This is a genomic window from Flavobacterium sp. SOK18b (genome assembly GCF_014156605.1).
In the GTDB taxonomy this organism is placed as follows: domain Bacteria; phylum Bacteroidota; class Bacteroidia; order Flavobacteriales; family Flavobacteriaceae; genus Flavobacterium; species Flavobacterium tiangeerense.
Genome location: NZ_QKNZ01000156.1, coordinates 1 through 1,488 on the forward strand (window position 1 = coordinate 1; position 1,488 = coordinate 1,488).

Genomic DNA, 1,488 nt, shown 5'->3' on the forward strand with positions numbered 1-1,488 from the left:
AAGTCCCGCTCTGAGTACAACAAAAGCCCTTATTTTATAAGGGCTTTTTTGTTTTTGGTTCGTTTTTTATTATGAAAAGTTTTGAAATTATTATTAGAAGCGAACCTACGAACGAACCTATACATATTCAATTTAAAGTAGGCATGAAAGATTATTCAGAAGTGAAATTATATGTTCCAAAAGTTGACGGAAAGCCATCGGTTTTGCCCAAACACCGCTGGTATGTGTATTATTATTTTAGAAATCCGGACACAAACAAAATGCAAAAGTTTATGGATTATTGTAAAATCAATCTATACAAAACGGTTGTAGAAAGAAAGGAAGCTGGTTTAGTTTGGGTTAATGCTTACACTTTATTGCTGAGCCAAGGTTTGAATCCTTTTGTGCAAAATTCATTAGCTCCTAAAGAAACAGACCTCACAACCTATACAGTCATATCCGCACTCAAATATGCTTATGAAAATAAAATTGGAAGATTAAAGGCTGCTACAGCTAACGACTACAAGACACGAATGAATGTTTTTTTAGAGTGGGCAACTTTAAATAAATTAGACCATCATGACATTCGTGACTTGAAAGACACTCATATTATTGCTTTTATGAACTGGTTAATCAAACCGGCTCCAATTGGCAGGGGAGTTGGAGGTACTTCACAAGACAATTACAAACGTTGTTTGTCAGGGCTATTTGGTAAGCTGGTAAAAGATAAGATTATTGGTAAAAACATCGTTGTTGACATGGATACAAAAAAAGATGATCCAATTAAAAACACTCCTTTTACTGGACTTCAGGTCAAAGCAATTAGAGACTATTTATTAGTAAATGACAAGCAACTTTACCATTTCATTCAGTTTGTTATTTTTACCTTTTTAAGACCAAGAGAGATTATCAGGCTGACAGCTGAAGACATCAATCTTAAAGAGAGATATTTAACTGTTGAAACTAAGACGAAACGAAAACAGATAAAAAAGTTAGTTGGTCCTATATTATCATTCTTTGAAGAGATAGACATTACTAACATACCAAGCAAAGCTAATATTTTTACAAACACTGGAAAGTTTGATGTTTGGGCGGCTACTGAAAAATCAAAAGTCGATCACTTTGGCCACCGTTTTGGAAAAGTAAAAACTCATTTTAATTTTAATCAAGACTACGGAATTTACTCATTTAGACATACAGCTGCTTTGGATCTATTTCACGCATTTATCAAGCAAGGAATGACAGAACGTGAAGCGATTTTGAAACTAATGCCTATAACTGGGCACGCAACTGAAACAGCTTTACGAAATTATCTTCGCGATGTGGGAGGAATGCTGCCAAAAGATTACGGTGCGGATTATACTTTAGAGTTTTAAAAATCACTTTAAAGTATGTAAAGTAAGTTCCAGACACTATTTTGTACGTTTCTGACACTTTTTTGTACATTTCTGACATAAAAAAACCACTCAGCAAAGAGTGGTTTTGATACAATAATTAACTTATAAGTTA

1 protein-coding gene is annotated in these 1,488 nt (G+C 33.7%); it reads left to right on the forward strand.

The genetic code is table 11. The features are described from left to right. Positions 1-71: 71 nt before the first annotated feature. Positions 72-1,355: a tyrosine-type recombinase/integrase gene (locus tag DNC80_RS15610; RefSeq protein WP_182652008.1), complete on the forward strand. Its 1,284-nt coding sequence runs from the start codon at positions 72-74 to the stop codon at positions 1,353-1,355. Positions 1,356-1,488 lie beyond the last annotated feature (133 nt).

Bases quoted from the DNA above. Each gene is read 5' to 3' on its own strand.
- DNC80_RS15610 (WP_182652008.1), top strand. From the start codon at position 72: ATGAAAAGTTTTGAAATTATTATTAGAAGCGAACCTACGAACGAACCT.